Genomic DNA, 19,776 nt, shown 5'->3' on the forward strand with positions numbered 1-19,776 from the left:
AAGTGTATATGTTTAAGGTTAAAGGATTTGTGAGTGGTATAGAAGTAGCGGAAGTCTGGAAGAAACGGATATAATCGGTTTCTTCCAGACTTTTTTGCTTTTTGTAATATAAAAAATTTATTTTTCCTACATGAGGATTTTTTTGTTTTAATATTTGAATTTTTTGTGAAATTAAATGGGGTTTTTATTCTTCTTTTAATACATAATGTTACAAAATTCCTTAATTGTATGTACTTTATTTTTATAGGAGATTAAAAATAATAATAAATGTACCAATTTATGAGAGATATTAATATATTAATTGACGATTTGTTCGTTTATCCCTATATTGCTATTATATTAGCGAAAGCAATATATTGGGGGGACAAAAATGAAATTGAAATTAACATCTAAATTGGAAAGATTAAGAACAAGTAAAAAGGGGATTGGTGCTTGTGTTTTGGCTGCAGGCATGACGGCAATCACAATGACTCCTCAAAGTGCGTATGCACATGGGTTTGTTGAAAAGCCGAGTAGTCGTGCTGCTTTATGTAGTCAGAGTTATGGGGCATTAAATTTAAATTGTGGAAATGTAATGTACGAACCTCAAAGTCTAGAAGCACCTAAAGGATTTCCAGATAATGGACCGATTGATGGGGAAATTGCTTCGGCAGGAGGATTGTTTGGAGGTATTCTTGACCAACAAACATCAAATCGTTGGTTCAAAAACACAATTAAAGGTGGAGTAAATACATTTACATGGAAATATACAGCGCCACATTCTACAAGTAAATGGCATTATTACATTACCAAAAAAGGATGGGATCCTAACAAACCATTAACACGTGCTGAATTAGAACCAATCGGAACTGTGAAACATGACGGTTCGGCCGCATCAAATAATTTAACACATACAATTAATGTACCAACTGATCGTAATGGTTATCATGTTATTTTAGCTGTATGGGATGTAGCAGATACGTCAAACGCTTTTTATAATGTAGTTGATGTAAATTTAGTAAATAATGAAACTCCTGATACAGTAGCTCCAAGTCAACCAACTGAATTAAATGCCTCTAAAGTTTCTGCCAATAGTGTTGAAATAACATGGAAGGCCTCCACTGATAATATAGGTGTAAAAGAATATCAAGTGTTACGTAATGGAGAAGTAATTGATACGGTATCAGGTACAACTTTTATTGATAAAAAATTAAAAGCAGATACGGAATATACTTATACAATAAAGGCATTAGACTCTGCTGGAAACATATCAAAAGAAAGTGAAAAACTGAAGGTTAAGACAACACATACAATCCCAGATATAGAGGCTCCAACTCAACCAAAAGGATTACATAGTATGGGTACAACAGCGACAACTGTTAATTTAATGTGGAGTCCGTCAGAAGATAATGTAGGTGTTGACCATTATATTGTATATAGAGAAAGCGCTGGGGTTATGAATAAAATTGGGACGGCGGCTAATACATCTTTTATGGATAAAGATTTGAAGGCTAATACATCGTATAAATATGTAGTGACGGCGGTTGATTTAGCTGGAAATGAATCTAGTAGAAGTGATGTTTTGAATGTAACAACAAAGTTAGAGGATCCCGCATATGAAAAATGGGATGCAAGAAAAGCATATACTAAAGGTGATAGAGTAGTACATGAGGGGAAAGTGTACGAAGCGGTTCAAAATCATCAAGGAAATGGCGACTCAAATTGGATTTTTGCTTTATCGCTTTGGAAGCCAGTTTTGAATAAGTGATAAGCTGAAAAAGGTAGTTAACAATTTTGGATTGCTCTTTAAAAAGTAAGGGTCGTTCCAAGCATGAATTATCTAATGGTTTAAATGGTATATTAATAAATTTAATCATCATCCTAATGTTAACGAATTAAAATCAAAAAAGAATCCGAATGGTATTCCATCAAAAAGGAATTCCATTTGGATTCTTTATTTTCTAATTTGTAATAGCATATATTTTCACTGTGAATTTGCTAGTGGACCAATTGGACTTGCAATATAATATTTAGTATTTGTGTAAGCTTCAGTCCTAGATTCATGTGAAATATTTTTCCAACGAGTAGAATCTATTCCTAGGGAAACATCAATCATTACATTGAAAGAAATAGTAGAAGGATAATCTTTTTCTGAAGGCTCAATAACCCATTTTAATTCTTTGGTACCTACAGGTAAACTATCAATTTTAAAGTTTTGGCTGGATCGATTTTGTTGCCCTGATAAAGGACTAGATTCAGATGATATTTGTGAAATTAATATTTCTTTTTCATTTGAATGTATACCATTTAATTTAATGATACTATCAATTAAACCTGGACCGGGAAAATCAGCTGCGATGATACCAGAATGTTTAATTGCGCCTTGTTGTAAGAGTTCGGTCCCAAGTGTATTCATCCCCCCATAGTATACTTGTCCGTTTCTATCGCGAGGAAAATCACTCCACGCATTAGTGGAATTCGTTTGAATCAATTTAGGACTACTGTCAGTATTTCTGCTCTCTTTTCCGCTTGCAACAAACCAAGGATATACATTATTTAAAAATGCGGCTGCGCCTCCCGTACCATTAAAATGGTTGAGATAAATTTTTTCATTATTAAAATTAGTATTTGTATTTTGTAGATGGTTTTTTATCGCAATCCATTTTGTATATATTTCGTCTGGTCCGCTTCCAATTTCAAATTTATCTTGTATATTCAAACCTTCGTAATCAATCCCGTACAATTGAGCGGATGTAAAGTTTTGTAAGATTACAATTTTCCCGCGGGTATCTCCTAAAGTAGGGTTATTTCTATCTGAAGTTGGTACGGAATTAGGATCCCAAAAATATGAAGCATTAACGTTTTTATATTTTAAAAATATCTCCTCAAATGATAGAGATCCACTTTCAGGAGTAGTTTCTTCTTTTAAGCGCATTAATATTGTTTCTGTTGGATGATCTTTTAAAAATTGAATGGTCTCTTTTAACACATCGTCAAACACAGCTTTTTGATTTACAACGCCATGATACATTGCAAAAGAATCTTTTACACGTTTAACACGCATATCTACATATCGAATTCCGGAATTTAATTGTTGGGATAAACTCATAGTTTGATTTCTTGTCAAATTTTCATCAAGAAAACTCGCTCCATGTAAAGCCATCGTACCGTGAGTCCCTGGAATAGATATTTCACTTATTTTTGTTGAATCTTCTATTTTCGACATCCACGATGGATTTTGATACCCTATATTGGATTCATAGGAGTAACCTGGATGACTATCAGCTAAAATAGTAGATGGTCTATTTAAACTTGCTAGTGTAATACAAGTAAGGATGCTAATTTTAAAGAAATTTCTCATTTTTATTTTGTTCATTTTTTCTCTCCTGACCTTTAAACAATTGTTAGATGATTTTTTACTATATTTATTGTTTTTCATTCTTAAGATAATAAATTTTTGTATTTAAAAATAATTAACAATAGGGGGGAGTAAGTTATTTGAGACTTTAATAATTTTTTATTATAAATTGTCCCTAATAGTCAAACGGATTCTTGAAAACTCGAAGTATAGCCTCCAAAAAACAACTGTTTATCGTATTGAATACAAACAAAACAGAAGTCCTAAAAAAGACTTCTATTTTGTGACATATAATGAATGATAAGGTGGTAAACAAATCAAGATAATGTGATTGAGTGGTAAAAATTTATTAATAGCTGTTTTAGAATCTCTTATAACAAGGCTGATTACAAAAAGCGGATCTCTACACTGCTAATAAAAATTGAAAAATTCTACTCATTAAAACTTAGACTAACTACAGTTGCAATTGATTGAGCTGCATGTTCCCAGCTTCCATCTATAACTTTACCAATCTGCTGACCAAGTGCATTTAAATCATTTGGATTAACTGGAATTCCATTATACGCAGCAAGAATTGATAAAAGTGGAGCAGCAAATGGTGTCCAACCACCTCTATCAATATTAAATACAGGTTTATCTAGTACCTTTCCATCTTGTACTGTAAACTCATAATAAAATTGATCATCTGGACGAAAACTTAAATGGTGAGAGATTTGCCCCTTAACATATTTTTTTCCTGCACCTAGATTTACTACTTCTATTTCTTTTACATTAAATTCATGTTCAAATACTTTGATTTTTTTGACTTCTGGACCATTTAAGGCAGCTTGAACGGCTGTTTCCAAATTGTTTTGTGCAAAAGGTTGAATACTTAATTGTGCCTCTTTTGGTTGAATAGGAGCCTCCTTTTCTGCAGCAAACACCGAGGTAGTAGGTAGTGCACCTGTAGCTAACGTAGCTGCAAGTGCTGTTGTCATAATGATTTTTCGTTTCATCTTCATAGTTTTCCTTCCTCTCTTAAAGTTATGATATATAATTTTTTAAGATTGACACGGTACAATTTTTTTCATAATGCACGCAAAAAACTAGTTTAAGAACTATGTGAAAAAACGTGTCGGAAAATTAAAATTAATTATATATGTATTTTAAATGATATCTATCTACACATATTTTTTCAATTTTTCGATAAATTAAACGATAATTACTGCATAAGAGTCAATTTAGCACTTTATTTATCTATAAATTTCCTATAAACCATTTAGTTCATAGTGAAAGTAATATATTTGATATTAAATGTCTTGCATAATGCGATAAAATTTCACAATTTTTTATCAATATATACAGAAGAAAAGGTAACGAAACTTAAGTGATATTTAATACTTTTCATATTTGTGAAGTATGTGAATTTGTTTATTGTAACATCTAAGATGTTAGATGTTGTTTTTTAACATTACTTATCCGGATTCATGAAAAGTATTTTAATATATTATTTTTATTTTATATAAAAATATAAAGTTTTAATATTAAAACTAAAATATGGAAGTAACATAAGGGATTTACGCATATAGTAATGTTGATGGTAAAATTAACAAAATTTTCATTTAAATCAGACAAAACTATGGTGTTTTTAACTTATAATAATGTTACTACGATGAAAAAATGGCTACTAATTAGTTAATTTAAAAATCAATTTTAGATAGGAAGAGGATAATGAAGACCAGAGATAGTTATAAAATTATTGTAATTGGTGCTGGGACAGCAGGACTATCTTTTACTGCACATTTATTACGAAATGTACCCCTATTTAAAGAAAGTATAGCAATTATTGATCCATCAAAAAAACATTACTTTCAGCCACTATGGAGTTTAGTGGGGGGAGGAATTGTTTCAAAGGAAAGTACGATGCGTAATCAGGAATCGCTTATTCCAAAAGGGGCAACGTGGATCCCTAAAAGTGTTGTTAAGTTATTTCCATCTGAAAATAAGATACTTTTAGATGACGGACTGTTACTTGAATATGAAATTCTTATTGTAGCAGCTGGTATACAAATAAATTGGGACAGTATTAAAGGCTTAAAAGAGTCTATTGGCACTAATGGGGTATGTAGCAATTATTCTTATACATCTGTTGATTCTACTTGGAGAGAAATCGAAAAATTTAAAGGAGGAAATGCGCTTTTTACCCACCCTAATACTCCTATTAAATGCGGTGGTGCTCCACAAAAAATTATGTACTTAGCAGAGGAATATTTTTGTAATAGTGGTGTAAGAAACAGAAGTAAAGTAATATTTTATTCTGCAAACAATAACATATTTCAGGTTCCACGATATGCAAATACTTTAGAACAAGTACTAGAAAGAAAGCAAATTATAACGAATTATAATAAAAATCTAGTGGAAATTATCGCCGAAAAGAGAGAGGCAATTTTTGAAGATACGCAAACACTAAAAAGAGAAACCGTACCATATAGTATGATACATGTTGTTCCGCCAATGGGGCCACCTAATTTTATTAAAGAGAGTGAGATAAGTGATCATCAGGGGTGGGTAGATATAAGCCCTTATACTTTGCAGCATGTGCAATATAAAAATATTTTTGGACTTGGAGATTGTACCAATTTACCTACCTCTAAAACTGGAGCAGCAATTCGAAAACAAATACCCGTCTTAAAACAAAATATTATGGACGTACTTAGCGGAAGAGATTTACAGGCTAAATATGATGGATATACATCATGTCCGATTGTTACAGGATATAAAAGTCTTATACTTGCTGAATTTAACTATGAACATGAGCCTCAAGAAACGTTTCCATTTAATCAAGCGAAAGAACGGTATAGTATGTTTTTACTTAAAAGATATATGTTGCCATATATGTATTGGAATTTAATGTTGAAAGGGATTCTATAGGAGAAGATAAAAAATGGTTACAAAAATTGAAAATCAATTTGAAATAACTAATTGGAGGGAATAGCTATGCTTTTAAAATATTTTTATGATGAAAAATTAGCACATGCTTCCTATTTAGTCGGTTGTCAGAAAGAAGGCGTAGCAATCGTTATTGATCCCAGTCGCTATATAGAACAATATATAGAGTTTGCTAAGAAAGAGGGGATGGAAGTAATTGCTGCGGCTGAGACTCATATTCATGCTGATTTTCTTTCTGGGTCTAGAGAACTTTCTAATCTTTACCATGCAAATTTATATGTATCTGATGAAGGAGATTGTGATTGGAAATATCAATATCTTAACGAAGGTCGATACAAATTGGTTAGAGAGGGCACGGAGTTTAAAGTAGGTCATATAAAATTTAATGTAATTCACACCCCAGGGCATACGCCTGAAAGTATTTCTTTTTTAGTAACTGATACAAGTCAAAATAATTATACGAATGATAAACCGATAGGAATATTCACAGGTGATTTTATATTTGTAGGAGATATAGGAAGACCGGATTTATTAGAAACTGCAGTTGGTATTAAGGATACTGCAAAAATAGGAGCGAAACAATTATTTAATTCTATACAAAAAATAAAAATACTTCCTGATTATTTGCAAATATGGCCATCACATGGTGCGGGAAGCGCATGTGGAAAAGCATTAGGAGCAATTCCAACTTCTACATTAGGTTATGAAAAGATGTTCAATTGGGCATTTCAGTGTAATGAAGAAAGTGATTTTATATCGACTTTATTGACGGGACAGCCAGAGCCTCCAAAGTATTTTTCATTAATGAAGAATTTAAATAAGTATGGTCCGCCAATTCGTAAGAAGAGAAAAAGTACTGCTATTAATACAGTAGAAGAGCTTCAAGAAATTTTGAAGAGCGTTCATCAAATAGTTGATATAAGGGATGTAGAGAGTTTTGCTGCAGGTCATATCGAGAAGTCAATTAACATACCTTATAACAATTCTTTCACAACTTGGTGTGGATGGTTATTAGATTATAAAAAAGAAACTTTAATAATTCTAGATGAGGAAAAGGTTAAAGTAGAGGCAGTTATTAGAGAATTTGAATCTATTGGGTTAGATAATATTATTGCTTTTGCACCCTTAAAAGTAATACAAAGACTTGATAGATTTGAAAGTTACAAAGAAAAAACATCGATTGAATTATATCCGCATATAAAAGGTGGAAGCGTTAAGGTTATCGATGTGCGTAGTAAAAAAGAGTGGGAGGAAGGACACCTTCATGATGCAATACATATCACTTTAGGTAATCTATTTGAACAACTAGATTATATACCGAAAGATTTTCCAATAGTTTTGCAATGTCGAACCGGATTACGTTCCGCTATAGCAGCTAGTATTTTACAAAGAGCTGGTATAAAGGAAGTAGTGAATTTAAAGGGAGGATTTCTTGCATGGAAAGAAGAAGGGCTTCCTTATACAACATGCAATCTCAATGTGTAGGAAAATATTATATGCTAGGTAAGAATAATTAAAAGAAGTTATAGATGACGTGTTAGAAAAGGGAATCATAATTGTCGCAGATTCAGGAAATACATTAGGATTATTAATTGATTATCCAGTTAAATATGAAAATGTAATATTTGTTTTAGCATTAAATAATTTAACATTGGATCCATCTTTTATGGAATGGCAGTGTTGGAAGTACTTAGGTATTATCAATAAGAACCCAATTTAAAATTCTCTTGGATGCAAGAGAATTTTTTTATTGGGAATAGTAAGGGGGAGGGGAGGTGCATTACATATGGGAAAAGGTAGAAGTAATAATGCTGGTAAAAAGCAACCGAATTTTGATGATTCATCTAATTTTGCTAAACAAAGCCAACCGACAGAAAAGAAGAAGAAATAAGAACAGGAGCTCTCTTGATAAAGGGAGCTCCTGTTAAAAGTGGACTGACGTTTCAGAATAACATATCGATGGATTAACCCAATAGCCATAAATACAAGGTTTTAATTTTTCGAAGGGCACCTAATTTAATATTATTGTCCTGCTTTTTTATACTTATTGACGCGTTAAATCCATTTAAAATGCTCCTTAATGGCGTTGGGCGTGACCTTCATTAAAATTTTTTAAACCTAATGGGACTTACCATTAAGAGGGCGAGGATTAAAGTAATCCATGCATTACTATATGAAAACAATGCCATACCAGCCAATGATAATCCTGCAGCTGGAATAGGTAATCCCTTAAAATATCCAATAGTTGGTTTAATACTAAATTTAGCTAATCTTAAAGCACCCATTGTTGGGAATAGGATAAATGCCAAAGAAGTTAAAATAGAAGGTGTTGCTATCGTATGAAATAAAAGCGCAGGAGCGACGCCGAAACTAACAATATCAGCTAAGGAATCCAATTCTACGCCAAACTCACTGTTCACTTTTAATTTTCTTGCAATTCTTCCATCAAGAAAATCTAAAACAGCTGAAAAGAAAATGAGAATGGAGGCTGCTCCTAAATATTCACTCATATTCAAGGTGATTGAGAAAACACCGCACAATAAATTTCCAATCGTAAATAAATTCGGTATAACTTTTACAAGCTGATTAAACAAGTTTGTTCCTCCTAAATTAATTAAACTTCACATTTCTGTAGCAATTTCTATATATTCTTCCGTTATTCTTAAAAATATATGACCACTGTATTACTGTAAGCTAATTAAATTTCGATAAGAGAAAAATTGATTTCTTAAATGTTCCACGGGTTTATAAAAATGTTTAATCATTTTCAGTACGCGTTATTGAATATTAGCACTTGATAGTTGATCTTTCGAGTAGTCAGGGATTTTCCGGTTCTGGTGCAAAAAATTAAAGGTAATTAAAAATAATCTCTAAAAAGGAGACATAATGATACTATTATTTTAAAAAGGTTCGTGGTTGGTATCGAATATAAAAAAATAGAATTTTTATACAAAAATCACCCGAAAGGGTGCCTTTTGTACCTCTTAAAATGACTGAAGATGTGTTTACTTGAGTTCATTAGGTAGTTAGAGGTTGATAGACTATCTTTAACGAAAATGTTGAGTAGTTCATCTTCATTATATATCAATTTAATAATGATTGGGGATTTAGAAAGTTCCATGGAAAGTACATATCAACCTGATTGGAAGATTGGAAATTTAATAACTGGTGATACATTTTACTTAACGCAACATTTTGGTGCGCAAATGAAAATTTTTAAAGTCCACACAAATGTTACCCTAGAACGATTCCAAACAATAGAACCAGAATTAAAATAAAATTTTTGTAGCATCAATTAAATTCATTTCTTTTTATGCAAACACACTTTCAGCGGAAATAACTTCTTCACTATTTTGCGCTGGAAAGACTGTATAAAAAATGGTTACGTTTTCTGATCTTGAAATAACCCTCTCAAATTGCAATCCTGCTTTTTCTAAAAGCTTTACTGCATCAACAATAGAAGTAATTGCTACAAAAGTTTTTCAAATAAAATTTATAAAAGCTTGATAGGTAATACCAAGGGAAAAGACCGTAGCTACTATATGTGCAGTCCATTTAGGCATATTTAAATTTAATACGGTATTGTACAACATTCCATATACGATACAAATGATTAATATGAATGCAATGAATTGAAGAACTAATAAAAATAGCGGTTGTTCCATTTATTCTCACTTCCTTTATTTGATATATTAATATAATTTATTTAAATGTGAAAGTTTTATTTCTATGAATTTCCAAAAAATGTGATATGAAAGGCATAGTAGTAATCACAAGAATTACTGCAAAACTATAAATGGAACTAAAAGTATTATGACGAGATCAGTAAAATAGTAAAGAAGGTCACCATTCACGGCGACCTTCTTTACTATGCGTTATACCCAAATAATTTTAAATCTTCTCCTGAATCTGAAATGATTTTCTCAAATCGTAATCCTACTTTTTCTAAAAGCTTTCCTGAGGCGATGTTATCTACAGAAGTAATTGCTACAATTCGTTTCATGCCGAGCTTTTGTACACCGTATTCGATTATCGCAGAAGCTGACTCGTAGCCATATCCTTTTGAACGGAATGTCTCTAAAAAGGCAAACCCGATATCAACGTCTTCTAATGAATCTCTTTTAATAAGGCCACACATACCAAGTGGAGTGAGATCTTTTTTTCGTTCTACTAAGTAAAGGCCGAATCCAAGTTTGTTATACATATCGATGGGACCGTTTACAATATAATTTTTTGCATCTTCTAAGTTACTAACTCCTTTGTCACCGATAAACTGAATCCATGCAGGATCGTTTACTAACTCAAGAATAAAAGGAGCGTCTTTTATATCAAACCAGCGAAGATTAAGACGTTCAGTTTCAAGAACTATCAATAATTACACCACCTTTAAAAAGTTATAACAATTAGTATGGATTGTGTAAAACAAAAGTGCAACATATTTTAATGGGGGTGTTTGTTCACATAAAGTTCGTTTGTTTTGTATAGAGAGATATCTTATAATTAGGATTAATTGTAAAGAGTGAGATGCTTATACAATGACTCCTAGGTGACTAGGAGTTTTTACTATATAACTATCATTATTACTAAATATGACACACTATACATTCTACTCAAGGAGGTACATAATGAAGAAATTATATAATGCATCGTTTACGTATTTGATTATCGGTTTATTATCAGGGATTTTCGCTAGGGAGTATGGTAAGTATAAAGGGATTTTAGGGTCTACTTTGTTAAATCTTTTGCATACGCATACACTTATACTTGGCTTTTTCTTCTTTTTAATTGCTTTAGGATTAGCAAAAGTATTCGCGTTTCATGAAGTGCAAGGGTTTAATAAGTGGTTTGTTTTACATAATATTGCATTAACATTAATGTTAGGTTCGCTAGCAGCGAGAGGGCTTCTTCAGTTAAATGGAGCTGACTTTAAAGGGTTAACTTATATTGTAGGATTTTCTCATTCGTTGATGGCAGTTACTTTAATTTGGTTTATGTTGTTAATAAAGAAATCGTTTAAAATGTAGTGAAAAAGAACTTGTAGCGTGTGCTGCAGGTTCTTTTTTGTATGTTCAGGTTTAATAATCTTATTTTTCTAATTATTTTGTATAAAGATGGTATACTTGTTTTAAAATTAAAAAGGAGAGTTGATTATGGAAATAACAATTGAACATGTAGTAAATGAATTAAAAGGCATACTTCCTGAAGATCGAGTAGTAATAAATATGACAGTACGAGAGTTACATAGTAAAGATGAATCTTACCATAGTAGTAGTTTACCTGATGTAGTTGTTTTTCCAAAAACGACCGAAGAAGTTAGCGCGATAATGAAAATAGCGATTCAGCACGGAACAGCTGTCGTTCCATTTGGAGTAGGGTCCAGTTTAGAGGGACATGTAATTCCTTACGAAAAAGGAATTACAATGGACTTTTCTCTTATGAACAAAATACTTGAAATAAGAGAAAAGGATTTTCTTGTGAGAGTACAGCCAGGGGTGACGCGCTCTCAGCTTAATAAAGAATTGAAAAAGTATGGATTATTTTTTAGTGTAGACCCAGGAGCTGATGCAACGTTAGGAGGAATGGCTGCTACAAATGCGAGCGGAACGACAGCGGTAAAGTATGGGGTAATGCGTGATCAAGTTCGAGATTTAGAAGTCGTTCTTGCTGATGGAGGAGTAATACATACCGGGAATTTAGCAGCGAAGTCATCATCAGGTTATCATTTAAATGGTATTTTCGTAGGCTCAGAAGGAACACTTGGATGTTTCACGGAGTTAACTTTAAAAGTATACGGTATACCAGAACATGTTATGGCTGCGAGGGCATCGTTTCCAACTATAAATGATGCAGTAGAAGCTGTAATTAACATATTACAAGCAGGTATTCCAATCGCGAGAATTGAACTTGTTGATGAATTATCTATGAAACAAGTAAATTATTACAATGAAACAAGTTACAGAGAAGAACCGACACTGTTTTTAGAGTTTCACGGCAATGAAGCAGGGTTAAAGCAAGATATTGAATTTACGAAAGAAATCGTTCTTGATCATAAATGTATAGAAATTGCGTTTGAGACGGAAACAGCAGCGAGAAATAAGCTGTGGGATGCAAGACATAACTTAGCGTACTCTTACGTGCATAGTTATCCTGGTAAAAAGCTAATGAGTACAGACGTATGTGTACCAATTTCGGAATTAGCTGGAGCGATTCAACATGCGAAAGAGGTATTACATAAAGTAGGGCTTATTGGCGGTATTCTCGGTCATGTTGGGGATGGGAATTTCCATGTACTCTTAATGATTGACACAAATGATAAGGAGGAAGTGAAGAAGGCAGACGAAATAAATGAAAGTATCGTTCAGTATGCTCTTAAACGAGGAGGAACGTGTACAGGAGAACATGGCGTTGGAATCGGGAAACGAAAGTATCAAGAAGAAGAACATGGGGCGGCATTATTTGTAATGGAGAAAATAAAGAAAGTTCTTGATCCGCAAAATATTTTGAATCCGAAAAAGGTGTTTCAATTAAAAGATAGGGGCTGAGTGGATGAAAGTAATATAGCTGGAAAGTATTTTGCATTTTGGACCGGTTGCTGCACTCCCAAGTGTATTAGCGGCAGTAGGGCATAACATTGCAGGGCCAATATTAGCAACCATCTGGTCAAAAAATAAAAAGAATACTTTCAGCGATGAAAATGTATCAATAAATATAGAAAAATAGGAATGATAAATAATGCAAAAACGTATTGTACATTTTGAAGGAATGGTTGTATTTTTAGCCACGATTTATATGTATTCGATATATGAGTTTAGTTGGATTATATTTTTTGTATTCCTTTTAGCGCCTGATCTATCAATGTTAGCATATGGGATTAATAATCACGTTGGTGCGAAAATATATAATGTATGTCACACATATATCATATCCATATTAATTGTTCTAATAGGTGTCTATTTTAAGATGGATATCGTTATAATGATTGGCTTAATATGGACAGCACATATTGGAATGGATCGAATGTTTGGATATGGATTGAAATATGAGACGGATTTTAAGGATACTCATATTCAACCGTTATAATTTGTTTTGAGAAGAGGGGTACGTTGAAGCAGAGAATTGCTATCGAAGAATATAATGTCAAATGGGAAAGTGAATTTAATAAAATATACACTCTTATTAACAATGTAATGGAAGACAGCATTGTATCTATTGAACATGTTGGGAGTACATCTGTTAAAGGGCTTGCATCAAAACCAATACTAGATATTGATATTGTAATAGAAGAGTACGAAATTTTTCATGAGGTAGTAAAAAAACTTGAGAAGATAGGGTACTATCATCAGTTAGAATGGAGCTTTAAAGGAAGAGAGGCGTTTGGAAGAAAGGATACGTTCGTTCCATGGAACGAGAGAAATACAGTTTGGATGGAACATCATTTATATGTGTGTGATAAAAATAGTGAAGAGTTGAGAAGGCATATAGTGTTTCGAGATTACCTTCGTGAACATACTGAAGTAGCTAATGAGTATGGAAACTTGAAGGAAGAGTTAGCAAGAGAGTCGAAAAATCGATCTAGTTATATTGAGGGTAAGACCGTATTTATTACAAATATATTAGAAAAAATAAACTAAAGCAGCATGGAATACATGCTGCCTATTGTTTTGAAATAGAAAGCTGCCATTATAAAACAAATACAAACTGGCCCTGTTGATTGATGCGGTTACTAAATATAATAGGAAACAAAATAGAAAAGAGCGGAAAAGAGGGAGCTTATGTACATACCAAAATATTTCGCAATACAAGATGAAGAGATGAAGTACGAAATAATGGAACAAAATAGCTTTGCGACATTATTTTCTCAACATAACGGAGAACCATATGCAACGCACTTGCCGTTGTTATTAAATAGGGAGACCCTTACTTTACATGGTCACTTCGCACGGCCGAATGAACAGTGGAAAGATATTGGGACTCAGCAAGTACTAGCTATATTTCAAGGACCACATAGTTACATCTCTCCGTCATGGTATGAAACAAACAATGCAGTACCAACATGGAATTACGTTGCAGTGCATGTATATGGTGAATTAGAAATTGTTGAAGATGAGAAGACATTAGTAGATTCTCTTCAAGATTTAGTAAATAAATATGAAGATCCAGAGAGCACCTACTCACTTAATGATGTAGATCCGAATTATATGGGAGGATTAAGTAAGGGAATAGTTGGATTCAAAATAAAGATAAATAAAATAGAAGGAAAAGCGAAGTTAAGTCAAAATCATTCTGTAGAGAGACAGAATTTAGTTGTGGAGAAACTTGAGAAAGTTGGTAGTGAGGAGAGTAAGAGGATTGCGGAGTTGATGAGAAAATAAAGCCTACATGAAAGGGAAATATTCTAAATAAGCGTATTTAAAAAGACCTTCTTAATTGAAGGTCTTCCGTTTTTTAAAGTGCTTTTTCAGTTGTTGTTGAGTTGTAGTCTTTACTTACGTCAACGGATTGAACAAGGTCAGGTCTTTGGGGTGCCGGGGTGTCCCCAATGTTTAATGCTACATATCCTAACTGTGTTTTCGGTGTTTCTGAGGTGAAGCTTAATCCAAGAGTTGTGATGCTAATAACAGCTAAGCCAATGATGCTCAATTTAATCTTTTTCATTATATCAAAGCTCCCTTTTCTTCATGTTTTTTTCTTGCTTGATTGGCCATGTAAAAGTATTGACTAGCTTTTATATGGTCTTCTTTTTCATAAAACATATTTGCTAGAACATCAGTGTACTCTTGTATACATTCCCAAAGGTTTTCTGTTTTAAAGTAAGAAATTCCTTCCAAAATTATCATTTCTAAATCATTTATAGAAGTTTTATTATTTAGTTCTCTTAAAATCATGAAACGATATTGAAACTCTTTGTTTTCTAGTTTATTTGAAATGTTTAATCCTTTTTTTATAAGTTCTTTAGCATGAGTATATTCTCCAAGCTTGTAGTATTCACGTGCTTCAACAAAAAGTGCTTTAAAGTGATTTGGTTGCTTAGTTGTAACCTCTGAAATATGACGCATTGCTAACTCTGAAAGGTTTTGACTTGCATATAGCCAAGCTAAATTATGTCGTACTCTTAATGATAAAGTCTCCTCTGAATACTTCTGTAGAATATTTAATGCTGAATCAAGTCTAATTTCAGCTTGTTCAAACTGTTTTAAATCAATACAAGATAAACCAAAGATGTTATCACACAAAGCAACATTAATTTCACAGTTTATATGTTTTGAAAAAATCGCTTTAGCTTCATTTGCAGATTGGATTGCTACTAGTGGTTGATATGTTTGATAATAATAGGAAGCTAAGCGGTAGTTAAATTCAGCATTCTCTAGTTCGTCAGATACGTGTATTAGCAGCTTTTTAGCGTTCTCGAAAAGGTGTTTTGCTGCATTGTAGTTTCCAATAATTGTATTGTGAATAGCCTTGAAAAAATGATAATAATAAGAAAATAGCCCATTCTCTGGAAGTGGGAAAGAATCAATTTTATTAAAATCATCTTTATTAATATTTAAACCATCTGTTAAAATTTTGTATCTGAAATTAAAAAGTGAATAATACAATTGTAGGTTTGTATCTTCTTCTGAATTAGAGATGATATTTTCAATATCTTTTTTTATTTTTGTTGCATGGGTAGTTTGATGCTGTAAGATAGCTCTATACCAGTCATTAAATAATTTTGTAATTTGTTCATTACCTTGTAGTTGAACGTTCATGAAATCCCCTCACTTTTTGAATATTCTTATAAAATATAGTATCAAAAATAAAAATATTTAGAAATGATGTTTTATATTTCTCAATATTTGTTTAACAAGCTTACGAGTAAGTCTATTGGAATAATGTAGAATTTGTTTTGGATTAAAGAAATGGCATCGGGGGATGTGCATTTTAAAGTTTTAGTTGAGTGGGGGGATATAAAAAGGGTGCGTTCACACAATTTATATGAACGCACCTTTTTACATATTAAACAATCAAGTCCCACAAAAAGTACGATAAGGGCGATTCGTCGGTGCAGGCGGAATGCAGTATTCTTCTTGATCTGTCGAATACGCATAAGGGTTTGATAAAGCTTCAAGAAGTTTCTCCATTACGCTAAAGTCTCCATTTGTAACAGCTGCTTCTAGTGCTTCTTCTACACGATGGTTCCTCGGGATGATGGATGGGTTATTATTTTTCATCATTTCGTAGGCGTTTTCTTTCGATTGTTCTTGTCTTTTTAATCGAGATTGCCACAGTTTGTACCAATCTTTATATTCAGGACTTTCAAATAGAGCTGTATTTTCAATAGCATCAAGAGTTAATGAACGGAATGTATTTGTATAATCCGCTTTATATTTCTCCATCATTTTTAAAAGTTGCTCAATAAGTGGTTGATCTTGTTCTTCGGTACTAAATAGTCCTAATTTCTTTTTCATTCCAAGGAACCAATGGTTTTCATACTGTACGCTAAATTTCGAAATTTCGTCTTGAGCGATTTTTAGTGCTTCATCATCATCTTCGTGCAGAATCGGTATTAAAGATTCTGCTAGTCGTGCGAGATCCCATGCGGCCATATATGGTTGATTTCCATATGCATAACGACCTTGTGTGTCAATAGAGCTAAATACGGTTCCTTGGTCGTAATTGTCCATAAATGCACAAGGACCGTAATCAATTGTTTCGCCACTGATCGTTATATTGTCAGTGTTCATTACACCGTGAATAAATCCAACAAGTTGCCATTTTGCGATAAGACTAGCTTGTCTTTTAATGACTGCTTGTAGTAATGCAGTATATCGGTTTTCATGGGATTCAATTTCTGGGTAATGCCTTTTTATCGTATAGTCAGCTAGTGATTTCAGGTCCTCTATTGAACCACGAGCTGCAGCATATTGAAATGTACCGACGCGTATATGGCTACTAGCTACTCTAGTTAAAATTGCTCCAGGTAACTTTGTTTCACGATATGTTGGTTCACCGGTTGTGACAACTGCTAAACTGCGGGTAGTTGGAATATCGAGTGCATACATTGCTTCGCTAATAATATATTCACGTAGCATCGGACCGAGTGCAGCACGACCATCTCCTCGGCGTGAATAGGGAGTAGGGCCAGAACCTTTCAGTTGAATATCGAAACGCTTACCTGAAGGAGTAATTTGTTCGCCAATTAAAAGAGCACGACCGTCGCCTAACATATTAAAATGTCCGAATTGATGGCCAGCATATGCTTGAGCTAATGGATGAGCTCCTTCTGGGAGTGCATTACCAGCGAAAATAGCAATTTCAGCTTCCTTTTTCAGTTCTTCAGGGGTCAAGCCAAGAGATATCGCTAATGAATGGTTTAGTTTAACTAACTCCGGTGAACTTACGGGAGTAGGGGGGATTTCTGTATAAAATGATTGTGGTAAAGTCGTATAACTATTATCTAAATTCCAACCTGTTTCATTATTTTTAGTCATTGTATCTCCTCCTTTTTGTATTTTAAGTTATGTATTTGTACGTATGTATTCTTTGTAAAGTTAACTAAAAGTATAATATAATATTTCCCCTTGCAATCTATTGTAAGGACTTCATTGCACTATGTCTATTTAACAGCAAATTTAAAACCTCCATTTTAAGAAAATGGAGGTTTTATTATTATTTAATTTTTACAATTATTTTTCCTTTTGCTCTTCCAGACTCTGAATATTCCATTGCTTTTTGCGCATCTTCAAAAGGAAAAACTCGATCGATTACAGGTTTGATTTGTCCAGCTTCAATATAGTTTGCAATAGTACGTAATTGATCCCCACTTGGCTTCATAAATAAAAATGAATATTGAGCATTATGCTTTTTTTCAAGTGCAGTAAGTTTTTTGCTGGCTAATGAAAATAAGAGAGTTTTAAAGAATCCTGAACCAAATTCTTTACCGAAGCGAGCATTCGGCATGCCTGAAACGGAAACAATGTTTCCTCCCCTTTTTATAATATTGAATGATTTTTCAAGTGTTGCACCGCCGATTGTATCAAATACGGCATCATAATTTTGTAGTATATCTTCAAATTTCTCTGTTTTGTAATTAATAATTTCATCTGCGCCAAGAGACGTTACTAAATTCGCACCAGCTTCACTAGCAGTCGTTGTAACAATGGCACCCATTATTTTTGCTAGCTGAATAGCGAAAGTACCAACACCACCGGATCCGGCGTGAATTAAAATCTTTTGACCTTTTTGTAATTGCATGATGTCATGTAATGCTTGATATGATGTTAAGCCAACGAGTGGAATCGAAGCCGCTTCCTCAAAACTTAGATTTTTTGGTTTTAAAGCAATATCATCTTCATGAATGGCTATATACTCCGCGAAAGTACCAATCTTATTTTTTCTTGGACGAGCATATATTTCATCACCGACTTTAAAACGAGTCACTTTTGATCCAACCTTCGTGATGACACCGGAAAAGTCATTCCCAAGGATTAGAGGCATTTCATATTTCAGTAACATTTTAACTTTTCCATCACGTATTTTAAAATCAATTGGGTTAATACTAGCTGCATGAATTTCTGCGAGCACTTCATACTCATTAATTTCAGGAGTAGGTACCTCTGCCATACGCATTGGGACTTTTCCATATCTATCAATTATCATTGCTTTCATTTCTTATACCTCCAAGTTTTAATAAAAGTTTTGCAATAGCTTCTCAATATCTAATACAAGATTTTTTAATAAACCTAATTTTGTACGTATATCAATATAATAAAAGTTTTTTGTACCTTCTTTTCTCATTAAAATAATGCCAGCTTCTCGTAAAATCTTAAGGTGATGTGATACTGCTGGACGGGAAAGGTGTGTTTGCTTCGTAATTTCTCCTACACGTAATCCTGTTTGACATTCCGTTTCCATTAGCACTAATAAAATAGCTTGACGTGTTTCATCACCAATTGCCAATAATACTTTTTGAGAATCAATAAAATCTTTTTTTATAATATTTAATTGTTCTTGTTTATTCATTTCAATCACTTTGCCTCCAGGTAATTAGTCGAAAGGTTTAAGATGATGAACCATTACTTCGATACGGTAATGCTACATGATTGTTGCATGAGGTGCAATATTGAGAAAGAAAATCGAGACGAATGAATTTTTTATTGTTGAAAATTATAGGGAGATAGAAAAGGGATTGGAAGGATTACATAACACAATAGATGAAGTTTTAAAAACAAAAAATGATGTAACAATAAAATAAGCGGTCGTAACCTTGTATAATCCATAAGGTTACGACCGCTTATAATGTTTGTATTATTTTTGATTTTTACGATAGAACATGGTTCAACGTAAAGTACATTCTTTTGTTTTACACTTTCATACAGACACAATTCAGGTGGATTATAGATGTATGAAAAGGTAAAAGGAATTTTGGGGCGTAATCTATTTATATGATAATTCAAAATGAAATATAAGTCTATATTTTAATGTTTTTTTTGATTATATTTATGTCACTGAGCTCAGAACAATGATGTGGA

19 protein-coding genes and 2 pseudogenes are annotated in these 19,776 nt (G+C 32.9%); 11 read left to right on the plus strand and 10 right to left on the minus strand.

What is annotated here, in order from left to right; translation table 11 throughout:
- The first annotated feature begins 370 nt into the window (after positions 1-370).
- Positions 371-1,747 (plus strand): lytic polysaccharide monooxygenase, encoded by a 1,377-nt coding sequence (locus tag ACK1U5_RS01115; protein WP_069604993.1) that lies wholly within the window; start codon positions 371-373, stop codon positions 1,745-1,747.
- Positions 1,748-1,940: 193 nt separating this feature from the next.
- Here the strand turns inward: ACK1U5_RS01115 and ACK1U5_RS01120 are convergent.
- Positions 1,941-3,355, minus strand: a pseudogene (locus tag ACK1U5_RS01120) (phosphatidylinositol-specific phospholipase C).
- Between the two features lie 413 nt (positions 3,356-3,768).
- Positions 3,769-4,338, minus strand: a complete 570-nt coding sequence (locus tag ACK1U5_RS01125; RefSeq protein WP_000782792.1) for a hypothetical protein — start codon at positions 4,336-4,338, stop codon at positions 3,769-3,771.
- Positions 4,339-5,047: 709 nt separating this feature from the next.
- On the opposite strand from ACK1U5_RS01125, the gene ACK1U5_RS01130 reads away from it, so the two are divergent.
- Complete coding sequence (locus tag ACK1U5_RS01130; RefSeq protein WP_069604677.1) at positions 5,048-6,247, plus strand: FAD/NAD(P)-binding oxidoreductase; 1,200 nt, start codon at positions 5,048-5,050, stop codon at positions 6,245-6,247.
- Between the two features lie 66 nt (positions 6,248-6,313).
- Positions 6,314-7,750: an MBL fold metallo-hydrolase gene (locus ACK1U5_RS01135; RefSeq protein WP_065703524.1), complete on the plus strand. Its 1,437-nt coding sequence runs from the start codon at positions 6,314-6,316 to the stop codon at positions 7,748-7,750.
- A gap of 617 nt (positions 7,751-8,367) precedes the next feature.
- Here the strand turns inward: ACK1U5_RS01135 and pssA are convergent.
- Entirely contained in the window at positions 8,368-8,859 is a 492-nt protein-coding gene (gene pssA, locus ACK1U5_RS01140) for a CDP-diacylglycerol--serine O-phosphatidyltransferase (RefSeq protein ID WP_000483080.1), read from the minus strand.
- Positions 8,860-9,360: 501 nt separating this feature from the next.
- Between pssA and ACK1U5_RS01145 the strand changes: the two genes are divergently transcribed.
- Positions 9,361-9,543 carry a DUF5065 family protein gene (locus ACK1U5_RS01145; protein WP_033690255.1) on the plus strand — a complete coding sequence of 61 codons (183 nt, stop codon included), beginning with the start codon at positions 9,361-9,363 and terminating at the stop codon, positions 9,541-9,543.
- Positions 9,544-9,747: 204 nt separating this feature from the next.
- Here ACK1U5_RS01145 and ACK1U5_RS01150 read toward each other — a convergent pair whose 3' ends face one another.
- The gene (locus ACK1U5_RS01150) at positions 9,748-9,930 is read right to left on the minus strand and encodes a hypothetical protein (RefSeq protein WP_000437513.1); all 183 of its coding nucleotides are present in this window, start codon (positions 9,928-9,930) and stop codon (positions 9,748-9,750) included.
- Positions 9,931-10,133: 203 nt separating this feature from the next.
- Complete coding sequence (locus tag ACK1U5_RS01155; RefSeq protein WP_000636208.1) at positions 10,134-10,637, minus strand: GNAT family N-acetyltransferase; 504 nt, start codon at positions 10,635-10,637, stop codon at positions 10,134-10,136.
- A gap of 253 nt (positions 10,638-10,890) precedes the next feature.
- Here ACK1U5_RS01155 and ACK1U5_RS01160 point away from each other — a divergent pair, with 253 nt between their 5' ends.
- The 6 genes and pseudogenes from ACK1U5_RS01160 to ACK1U5_RS01185 all read left to right on the plus strand — a co-directional run bounded on the left by ACK1U5_RS01160 (position 10,891) and on the right by ACK1U5_RS01185 (position 14,637).
- Positions 10,891-11,289 carry a DUF2871 family protein gene (locus ACK1U5_RS01160; RefSeq protein WP_048568297.1) on the plus strand — a complete coding sequence of 133 codons (399 nt, stop codon included), beginning with the start codon at positions 10,891-10,893 and terminating at the stop codon, positions 11,287-11,289.
- Between the two features lie 126 nt (positions 11,290-11,415).
- Positions 11,416-12,807 carry an FAD-binding oxidoreductase gene (locus tag ACK1U5_RS01165; protein WP_000406571.1) on the plus strand — a complete coding sequence of 464 codons (1,392 nt, stop codon included), beginning with the start codon at positions 11,416-11,418 and terminating at the stop codon, positions 12,805-12,807.
- Between the two features lie 34 nt (positions 12,808-12,841).
- A pseudogene (locus ACK1U5_RS01170) lies at positions 12,842-12,985 on the plus strand (bile acid:sodium symporter family protein); the annotation flags it as partial.
- A 12-nt stretch (positions 12,986-12,997) separates the two neighbouring features.
- Complete coding sequence (locus ACK1U5_RS01175; protein ID WP_069604679.1) at positions 12,998-13,345, plus strand: DUF4260 domain-containing protein; 348 nt, start codon at positions 12,998-13,000, stop codon at positions 13,343-13,345.
- A gap of 23 nt (positions 13,346-13,368) precedes the next feature.
- A complete protein-coding gene (locus tag ACK1U5_RS01180) occupies positions 13,369-13,896 on the plus strand; it encodes a GrpB family protein (protein ID WP_000813523.1) in 528 nt (175 codons plus the stop codon).
- A gap of 141 nt (positions 13,897-14,037) precedes the next feature.
- Entirely contained in the window at positions 14,038-14,637 is a 600-nt protein-coding gene (locus ACK1U5_RS01185) for an FMN-binding negative transcriptional regulator (protein ID WP_000275795.1), read from the plus strand.
- 73 nt (positions 14,638-14,710) lie between these two features.
- Here the strand turns inward: ACK1U5_RS01185 and ACK1U5_RS01190 are convergent, their stop codons facing one another.
- The 5 genes from ACK1U5_RS01190 to ACK1U5_RS01210 form a co-directional block, all read right to left on the minus strand.
- A complete protein-coding gene (locus ACK1U5_RS01190) occupies positions 14,711-14,920 on the minus strand; it encodes a hypothetical protein (RefSeq protein WP_000721431.1) in 210 nt (69 codons plus the stop codon).
- Positions 14,920-16,014: a response regulator aspartate phosphatase gene (locus ACK1U5_RS01195; protein ID WP_069604680.1), complete on the minus strand. Its 1,095-nt coding sequence runs from the start codon at positions 16,012-16,014 to the stop codon at positions 14,920-14,922. Before ACK1U5_RS01195 ends, ACK1U5_RS01190 begins: the two co-directional genes overlap by 1 nt.
- A gap of 255 nt (positions 16,015-16,269) precedes the next feature.
- Positions 16,270-17,736: a protein adenylyltransferase SelO gene (locus tag ACK1U5_RS01200; protein ID WP_069604681.1), complete on the minus strand. Its 1,467-nt coding sequence runs from the start codon at positions 17,734-17,736 to the stop codon at positions 16,270-16,272.
- A gap of 178 nt (positions 17,737-17,914) precedes the next feature.
- Positions 17,915-18,913 carry an NADP-dependent oxidoreductase gene (locus tag ACK1U5_RS01205; RefSeq protein ID WP_069604682.1) on the minus strand — a complete coding sequence of 333 codons (999 nt, stop codon included), beginning with the start codon at positions 18,911-18,913 and terminating at the stop codon, positions 17,915-17,917.
- An 18-nt stretch (positions 18,914-18,931) separates the two neighbouring features.
- Complete coding sequence (locus tag ACK1U5_RS01210; protein WP_000571870.1) at positions 18,932-19,276, minus strand: ArsR/SmtB family transcription factor; 345 nt, start codon at positions 19,274-19,276, stop codon at positions 18,932-18,934.
- 91 nt (positions 19,277-19,367) lie between these two features.
- Between ACK1U5_RS01210 and ACK1U5_RS01215 the strand changes: the two genes are divergently transcribed.
- Positions 19,368-19,499 carry a hypothetical protein gene (locus tag ACK1U5_RS01215; RefSeq protein ID WP_001227549.1) on the plus strand — a complete coding sequence of 44 codons (132 nt, stop codon included), beginning with the start codon at positions 19,368-19,370 and terminating at the stop codon, positions 19,497-19,499.
- Positions 19,500-19,776: the final 277 nt, after the last annotated feature.

Source organism: Bacillus sp. XB1, assembly GCF_053557995.1.

Bases quoted from the DNA above. Each gene is read 5' to 3' on its own strand.
- ACK1U5_RS01115 (WP_069604993.1), top strand. From the start codon at position 371: ATGAAATTGAAATTAACATCTAAATTGGAAAGATTAAGAACAAGTAAA.
- ACK1U5_RS01125 (WP_000782792.1), bottom strand. From the start codon at position 4,338: ATGAAGATGAAACGAAAAATCATTATGACAACAGCACTTGCAGCTACG.
- ACK1U5_RS01130 (WP_069604677.1), top strand. From the start codon at position 5,048: ATGAAGACCAGAGATAGTTATAAAATTATTGTAATTGGTGCTGGGACA.
- ACK1U5_RS01135 (WP_065703524.1), top strand. From the start codon at position 6,314: ATGCTTTTAAAATATTTTTATGATGAAAAATTAGCACATGCTTCCTAT.
- ACK1U5_RS01145 (WP_033690255.1), top strand. From the start codon at position 9,361: ATGATTGGGGATTTAGAAAGTTCCATGGAAAGTACATATCAACCTGAT.
- ACK1U5_RS01150 (WP_000437513.1), bottom strand. From the start codon at position 9,930: ATGGAACAACCGCTATTTTTATTAGTTCTTCAATTCATTGCATTCATA.
- ACK1U5_RS01160 (WP_048568297.1), top strand. From the start codon at position 10,891: ATGAAGAAATTATATAATGCATCGTTTACGTATTTGATTATCGGTTTA.
- ACK1U5_RS01165 (WP_000406571.1), top strand. From the start codon at position 11,416: ATGGAAATAACAATTGAACATGTAGTAAATGAATTAAAAGGCATACTT.
- ACK1U5_RS01175 (WP_069604679.1), top strand. From the start codon at position 12,998: ATGCAAAAACGTATTGTACATTTTGAAGGAATGGTTGTATTTTTAGCC.
- ACK1U5_RS01185 (WP_000275795.1), top strand. From the start codon at position 14,038: ATGTACATACCAAAATATTTCGCAATACAAGATGAAGAGATGAAGTAC.
- ACK1U5_RS01190 (WP_000721431.1), bottom strand. From the start codon at position 14,920: ATGAAAAAGATTAAATTGAGCATCATTGGCTTAGCTGTTATTAGCATC.
- ACK1U5_RS01195 (WP_069604680.1), bottom strand. From the start codon at position 16,014: ATGAACGTTCAACTACAAGGTAATGAACAAATTACAAAATTATTTAAT.
- ACK1U5_RS01200 (WP_069604681.1), bottom strand. From the start codon at position 17,736: ATGACTAAAAATAATGAAACAGGTTGGAATTTAGATAATAGTTATACG.
- ACK1U5_RS01205 (WP_069604682.1), bottom strand. From the start codon at position 18,913: ATGAAAGCAATGATAATTGATAGATATGGAAAAGTCCCAATGCGTATG.